Raw genomic sequence first — 7,228 nt, 5'->3', positions numbered from 1 at the left:
GGCTGGATTTCCTGCACCGCACCCTCGGCGCGCCGTGGCCCGCCGTCGACGACGACAGCCTGCTCGACGATATGGATCGCTGGCTGGGTCCCGAACTCGACACCGCGCGCCGCCGCGCCGATCTGGAACGCGTCGACGCCGGGCAGGCACTGCGCCGGCTACTGCCCTGGCCGGAGGCGGGCCGCTTCGACGAGTTGGCCCCCGAACGGCTGGAGGTGCCGTCCGGCAGCGCGATTCGCCTCGACTATTCCGCCGATCCCCCGGTACTGGCGGTGAAGGTCCAGGAGATCTTCGGCTGGACCGAACCACCCCGGCTGGCCGACGGCCGGGTGCCGATCCTGCTGCACCTGCTCTCCCCCGCTCAGCGCCCGGTCGCCGTCACCGCCGACCTACCGTCCTTCTGGCGCACCGGCTGGCCCCAGGTCCGCGCCGACCTGCGCGGCCGCTACCCCAAACACGCCTGGCCGGAGGACCCCACCACGATGCCCGCGCACCGCGGCACCGCCCGCCGCGCGGCCCGGAGCTGATCACCCCGCGCCGATCCCGAGCAAACGCCACAGTCCGACCGACACCCGGCGACGATGCACGGCAGGGCGGCCGCACTGTACGGCCGGCATCCGGCGGCGGGCGGGCGGCGTCCCTCGGCACATCCGCCGAGCACCAGCCCCGGCGACCACCACAGGTCGGCAGCCGCCTGCGGTGGCGCGATCCCGTTCTGCCGCACCGGTGTTCGCGGCCGCACCGGAACCGGGCTGGACCGGCTCGTCCGGAGAGCGCGGCACGCTCAGACCCCGTAGCCGCCGTCCACGTCCAGCTTCTGGCCGCTGATGAAATCGGCGCGGTCGGAGGCGAGGAAGCAGACGGCCTCGGCGATGTCCTCGGCGTCGCCGAAGGTGCGCAGCGGGATGTTGTTCCGGGCCGCGTCCAGGGCGCGGGCATCCAGGTCGCCGCTGTTGATGAGCCGGTCGGCCATGCCGTCGGTGGTCATGCCCGGGCCGACGCAGTTGGCGCGGATGCCGTAGCGCCCCTCTTCGGCGGCGATGGCGCGGATCGCGGCCTCGACCGCGGCCTTGGGGACCGAGGAGAGGGCGTCGCGGATGGGGAAGCGGGCCGTGGCGGCGGTGGTGATGGCGACGATGGTGCCGCGGCTGCTGCGCAGGGCGGGCAGGGCGGCGTGCACCGCGTTGAAGAATCCGGCGACGTCGGCGTCCACCTGGTGTCGAAGGTCCGCGGGCGCGATACCGCTGAGGTGACGCATGGGCACGTGCGGCCCGGCCGCGTAGACGAGGGTGTGCAGACCACCGCATTCCCGCACCACCTCGCCGACCACCGCGGCCACCCGGTCCGCGTCACCGAGGTCGAGTTGCCATGCCCGGGCCGTCCGGCCGCGCTCGGCCGCCTCCCGCAGCACGGGGTCGAGCCGCTCCGGCGATCGGTGGTAGGTCAGCGCGACCGTGCTGCCGCGCTCGAGCAGCATGCGCGCCGTGGCCCGCCCCAATCCGCCGCTGGCGCCCAGTACCAGCGCCACACCATCGCGGTGACCGAAATCGTCCATGGGTCATTGATAGCCCACCGAACCCAACCAAGCAACTGCTTGGTTCACGAGCGGGCCGCCCGCTGCCGTCGATACGGTTCACGCCCGGGCGGCACCGCGGGCCGCGGCACCCGCGCACCCTTCGGTATCGGAAAGCTGCGCGGCTCGTCGGCCAGCTGGAATCCGGTGCCGTGATGCGTCAACCGCAGCGGGTCCCCCGCCAGCAGGGTGTAGGTGGCGACATGGTCGTGGATCTCCACCGACAGCCGCCGCCCACGCCACACCAGCCGGAACGCGATGCGCTGGAGTTCGTCGGGAAGCGCCGGGGCGAAGGAGATCTCGCCGTCGTGGTCGCGCAACCCGCCGAAGCCGCCCACACAGCCCAGCCAGGTGCCCGCCAGCGAGGCGATGTGCAGCCCGCTGCCGACATTGCCGTGCAGATCGTGCAGATCGGTCAGCGCCGCCTCCACGCAGTAGTCGTAGGCCAGCGACAGGTGCCCGACCTCGGCCGCGAGCACCGCCTGCGCGGCGGCCGACAGGGACGAATCCCGGACGGTGAGCGCCTCGTAGTAGTCGAAGTTGCGCCGCTTCTGCTCGGCGGTGAACTCGTCCGGGCACAGATACATGGCGAGCGTCAGATCCGCCTGCTTGATCACCTGTTTGCGGTACAGCGCGAAGTACGGGTAGTTCAGCAGCAGCGGATAGTGCTCCGGCGGCGTGGCGGCGAAATCCCACCGGGCGTAGTGGGTGAAGCCCGCCGACTGCTCGTGCACGCCCAGTTCGTCGTTGTGCGGCACCAGCATTCGCGCGGCGCGGTCGCGCCAGCGCGCGGTCTCGTCGGCGTCGACGCCGAGCGCGCGGGCGATACCGGGGTGACGTGCGCAGGCCGCCGCGGCCGCGTCCAGGTTTCGCCGCGCCATCAGGTTGGTGTACAGGTTGTCGTCGGCCAGGGCGGAGTACTCGTCGGGGCCGGTCACTCCGGCGATGCGGAATCGGCCCGCGCCGTCCTCGTGACCGAGTCCGTCCCACAGACGCGCGGTTTCGACCAGCAGTTCGACACCGAGGTCCCGTTCGAACCGCTCATCGCCGGTGGCCGCGACATAGCGCACCACCGCATGTGCGATATCGGCGTTCACGTGCACGGCGGCGGTTCCCGTCGGCCAGTAGCCCGACCCCTCGGCCCCGTCGATGGTGCGCCACGGGAACATGGCTCCAGGCTGCCCGAGCCGCCGCGCGTGCTCGCGAGCGTGTTCCAGGGTGGAGTGCCGCCAGCGCAGCGCATCGCGAGCCACCACGGGCATGGTGTAGGTGAACACCGGCAGCACGAAGGTCTCGGTGTCCCAGAACGCGTGGCCGTCGTAGCCGGTGCCGGTGAGCCCCTTGGCGGGGATGGCCCGGCTCTCGCCGCGCGCGCCCGCCTGGAGTACGTGGAACAGCGCGAAGCGCACCGCCTGCTGCAATTCCGGATCGCCGTCGATCTCGATGTCGGCGTCGGCCCAGAAGGCGTCGAGGAAGTCGCGCTGGCGCTCGCGCAGCGTCTCCCATCCGGTTTCCATTCCGGCGGCCAGCGCAGCCTCCACCTGGGCGCGCAGGGCCGGGGTGGAGCGGCGGCTGGACCAGCCGTAGGCGAGGTACTTGGTGAGGCGCACCCGGTCACCCCGGGCGAGGTCCACCGCGATGGTCAGCCGCGCCAGATCGTCCTCGGCGTAGATCTCGCAGCGCGGTGTGACCCCCACGGCCAGTTCGTGATTCATGGCGGCCGCCATGCGCAGCCCGGAGCGACGGGTGTGATGGCAGAGCGTGGCCGAGTAGTCCCGGGCGGTGGCGAAGTCCGCGGCCAGGGGCCGGTCCAGGGCCGCCGCCAGCCGCGGATCGTCGCGCGGGACGCTGATCGGCTCGTTGACCAGCAGGTCCGACTGCACCACCAGTTCGAGGTCCGCGTCCAGCGGTTCGACCTCGTAGTGGACGACCGCCAGGGCCCGCTCGGTGAAGGAGACGAGCCGTTCGGAGTGGATGCGCACCCGCCGCCCGGTGGGCGACTCCCAGTCGGTGGCACGGCGCAGCGTCCCCGAGCGGAAGTCCAGGATCCGTTCGTGCGCAATGGTCTTGCCGTAGCGCAGATCCATGGGCTCATCGTCGACGAGCAGCCGGACGATCTTCCCGTCGGTCACGTTGACCACCGTCTGCCCCTCCTCCGGATAGCCGTATCCGGCCTCGGCGTAGGGCAGGGTGCGTTTCTCGTGGAAGCCGTTGAGGTAGGTGCCCGGGGTGCCCACCGGTTCCCCCTCCTCCAGCGTGCCGCGCAGGCCGATGTGGCCGTTGGAGAGCGCGAAGATGGATTCGGTGCGGTGCAACGCGTCCAGATCGAGTCCTTGCCAGCGCAGGTGCCAGGGCGCGATCTCGAATCCGGGCTGCGGTGCCGTCATACCCCGTCCCCGAGCCGGTCCAGATCCGGCACCACCACATCCGCGCCCGCGTCGCGCAGCGCCTGTTCGTGGCGGCCGTCGCGCATCCGGTCCACGCCGACCACGTACCCGAAGCCGCCGGCACGCCCGGCACGCACGCCCGAGACGGCGTCCTCGAAGACGGCCGCGTGCTCGGGCGCGACGCCCAACGCCGCGGCGGCGGCGAGGAAGGAGTCGGGCGCGGGTTTCCCGCGCAGCGCACGCTGCTTGATGACGGTGCCGTCGACGCGGGCCTGGAACGCCTCGCCCAATCCGGCGGCGGCCAGCACGACCCCGGCATTGGCGGAGGAGGTCACCACCGCCACCGCGAGTCCGGCGGCCCGCACCGCCGCGAGATAGTCGACCGACCCCGGGTACACCCGCACCCCTTCCCGCTCCAGCAGATCCAGCAGCAGGCGGTTCTTGGCCTCCCCGAGCGCCGTGACCGTCCACGCCTCGGGCGGGTCGTCGGGCGCGCCGTCGGGCAGTTCGATATCCCGGGATCGCAGGAACTCACGCACCCCGTCCAGCCGGGGCCGACCGTCGACGTAATCCAGATAGTCGGTGTCGCTGAAGGGCCGAAACCCTTCCCCCACATACTGTTCGAGGAATCCGTCGAAGGTCTGCCGCCAGGCCCGGCGGTGTACCGCGGCGGTATCGGTGAGCACCCCGTCGAGATCGAACAATCCGGCGGCGATGGATTCCGGCAGCCCTTGCACCTCTCGCGTCACCCGCCAGCGATACCCAACGGTCTGTCAGCCAAACGCGAACGTTCTAGCCATTTCCTAACCAAGTGTTAGCCGTACTCGAAATCCGACCCCGTACCGTCACTCGGGTGTTCGCCCAAGCATCGTGCCCACTGCTCTCCACCAGCCCTCGCGCCGAGCGATAGCTGCGCGTTCGCGGGTTTAGTCTGAGGGCTGTGGTGAGCAATCGCGTGCTGGTGGTCGACGACGACGCCCGGGTGTTGGCGTCGGTGACGCGCGGGCTCCGGCTCTCCGGATTCACCGTCGATACCGCCACCGACGGTGCGGCCGCGCTGCGGCGGATCGCCGCCGTGGCCCCCGACGCGGTGGTGCTGGATCTGAACATGCCCACGCTGGACGGCGTCGGTGTGGTCACCGCGCTGCGCTCACTCGGCAACGAGGTGCCGATCTGCGTACTCAGCGCACGCTCGGCCATCACCGACCGCATCGGCGCGCTGGAGGCCGGGGCCGACGACTACCTCACCAAACCGTTCGACCTGGGCGAGTTGGTGGCCCGGCTGCGCGCCCTGCTGCGCCGGGTCCCCGCGCCGGCCACCCGGACCGCGGACCCGTCACCCATCGTGGTCGGCCCGCTGGTGATCCATCCGGGCAGTCGCCGCGTCTACGCCGACGACATTCCGCTCGACCTGACCAAGCGCGAATTCGACCTGCTCGCCGCCCTGGCCACCGCGCCCGGGCAGGTGTTCAGCCGCGCGCAGCTGCTGCGGCTGGTGTGGCAGTACGACTTCGAGACCCAGACCAAGGTGGTGGACGTCTTCATCTCGTATCTGCGCCGCAAGATCGAGGCCACCGGTTGCCCACGCGTGATACACACCGTGCGCGGGGTCGGATTCAGCCTGCGGGAGGAGCCGTGAGGCGGCCCGTCTCCCTGCGCACGCGCGTCGCACTCGCCAGCGCGCTGTCCGCCGCCCTGGCCATTGTCGCCATGAGCGTGGTGTTCCTGCTCATCGTGCAGACCCGAACCGATGACGAACTCGATGCCGCGCTGCGCTCACTCGAGGTCGTGCGGGTGGACGGGACGGCGTCGGCCGCGGCCTGTGACGGCCGGGTGGTCCGCCTCGAACCGAACGGCGACGGCTGCTGGGAGCTGCCCGCCGACCTGCGCGAGGGCGACCGGGTGGATCTGGGACTCGCGGTACCGCGGGACGTGGTGGCGACGGCGGTGGAGCGCAGGCGATTCCACATCGTCGCCATCGCGCTCTCGGCCATCGCGCTGGCCGCCGCGCTCGGCTGGTTCTTCGCTCACCGCAGTGTGCTGCCGCTGCGCCGGCTCACCGCGGCCACCAAGGATGTGGGCACCCGGCTGTCCCTGGACTTCCCGCGCCGCACGGCCACCACCGAGACCGCCGAGCTGGCCACCGCCATGGACCAGATGCTCGGCCGCATCGAGGAGCAGCGCCGCCACACCGCCGACGCGCTGGCCACCGCCCGCGATTTCGCGGCCACCGCCGCCCATGAGCTGCGTACCCCGCTGACCTCCATGCGCACCGATCTTCAGGTGCTGTCCGGCATGGAGCTGCCCGCGGCGACACGCGCCGAGATCCTCGCCGACGTGCTGGCCGCCCAGGGCTCCCTGGAATCGACCCTGTCCGCCCTGGAACGGCTCGCCCTCGGGGAGCTCACCACCGACGCCGACCGGGAGGAGGTGGATCTCGACGAACTCGTCGACGAGGTGGTCGACGACGCGCGCCGCCGTCACCCCGACGTCACCCTGATATCCACTGTCCCGCAGCCGATCCGGCTGGCGGGCCTGGCCGCGGGCCTGCGCTCGGTGGTGGACAACGCCATCACCAACGCCATCCGCCACGGCGGCGCGGCCCGCGTCGAGGTGGCGGCCCACCGCGATCCGACCGGAACGGTCATCCTCACCGTCGACGACGACGGCACCGGCGTCCCGGCCGCGGAACGCGACCGGATCTTCGACCGCTTCTATCGCGGCGTGGACACCGAAACCCCCGGCAGCGGACTCGGACTCGCCCTCGTCGCCCAGCAGGCGCGACTGCACGGCGGCACCGCGGCGCTGACCGACAGCCCGCTCGGCGGTGCGCGCCTGCGGGTGACGCTGGCCACCGGCGCGCACCGCGATCTTCCCGATTCCTCACCGAACTCCGGCCGCCGCTGAACTTCCGACGCATAACGTGAAAGTCGCCGGTGCGGCCGACAATCACGACAACCGGGCCGCGTCACCCGGGCCGCGACAACCGTTGTGGCGACGGTCACGGCCGCGAAGACCACTGGCCGACCACCTCTCCGGCCAGTGCGCCCGGTCCGCGGCTGCGGACACACGCGGACCGGGCCGACCGCGGTTCGGATCAGCGCACGGTACGCAACGCCTCCGGGGTCAGATCCTTCAGCGTCGGATAGCCGTCCACCGCCATGATCAGATCCGCCTCCGCGAGCAGGGTGCGCAGCACGTGCGCGATGCCGTCGGCCCCGCCCAGCGCCAGACCGTAGGCGTAGGGGCGGCCGATGCCGACGGCCGA

General features: G+C 71.7%; 7 protein-coding genes. 3 read left to right on the top strand and 4 right to left on the bottom strand.

Annotated elements, in window-relative coordinates:
* A partial coding sequence (locus QK444_RS29050) for an ATP-dependent helicase C-terminal domain-containing protein (protein ID WP_282785316.1) occupies positions 1–527 on the top strand: 527 nt, incomplete at its 5' end.
* Positions 528–784: 257 nt separating this feature from the next.
* Here the strand turns inward: QK444_RS29050 and QK444_RS29045 are convergent.
* The 3 genes from QK444_RS29045 to QK444_RS29035 are packed head-to-tail and all read right to left on the bottom strand — an operon-like array spanning position 785 to position 4,697.
* Positions 785–1,555, bottom strand: a complete 771-nt coding sequence (locus QK444_RS29045) for an SDR family oxidoreductase (protein ID WP_282785315.1) — start codon at positions 1,553–1,555, stop codon at positions 785–787.
* 44 nt (positions 1,556–1,599) lie between these two features.
* Complete coding sequence (locus QK444_RS29040) at positions 1,600–3,960, bottom strand: glycosyl hydrolase family 65 protein (protein ID WP_282785314.1); 2,361 nt, start codon at positions 3,958–3,960, stop codon at positions 1,600–1,602.
* Positions 3,957–4,697, bottom strand: coding sequence for a beta-phosphoglucomutase family hydrolase (locus QK444_RS29035; RefSeq protein WP_282785318.1), 741 nt, complete (start codon positions 4,695–4,697; stop codon positions 3,957–3,959). Before QK444_RS29035 ends, QK444_RS29040 begins: the two co-directional genes overlap by 4 nt.
* A gap of 203 nt (positions 4,698–4,900) precedes the next feature.
* Here QK444_RS29035 and QK444_RS29030 point away from each other — a divergent pair, with 203 nt between their 5' ends.
* Together QK444_RS29030 and QK444_RS29025 are read left to right on the top strand one after the other, a co-directional pair.
* Positions 4,901–5,599, top strand: a complete 699-nt coding sequence (locus QK444_RS29030) for a response regulator transcription factor (protein WP_282785313.1) — start codon at positions 4,901–4,903, stop codon at positions 5,597–5,599.
* Positions 5,596–6,867, top strand: a complete 1,272-nt coding sequence (locus QK444_RS29025) for a HAMP domain-containing sensor histidine kinase (RefSeq protein WP_282785312.1) — start codon at positions 5,596–5,598, stop codon at positions 6,865–6,867. The genes QK444_RS29030 and QK444_RS29025 overlap by 4 nt, the downstream gene beginning before the upstream one ends.
* Before the next feature lie 190 nt (positions 6,868–7,057).
* Here QK444_RS29025 and QK444_RS29020 read toward each other — a convergent pair.
* Positions 7,058–7,228: alpha-hydroxy-acid oxidizing protein (locus QK444_RS29020; RefSeq protein ID WP_282785317.1), on the bottom strand; the 171-nt coding region annotated here is incomplete at its 5' end.

The organism is Nocardia sp. CC201C (assembly GCF_030010695.1).
Classification (GTDB): domain Bacteria; phylum Actinomycetota; class Actinomycetes; order Mycobacteriales; family Mycobacteriaceae; genus Nocardia; species Nocardia otitidiscaviarum.
The sequence above is the reverse complement of the archived record's forward strand: the minus strand, read 5'-3'. Positions and strand labels throughout refer to the sequence as shown.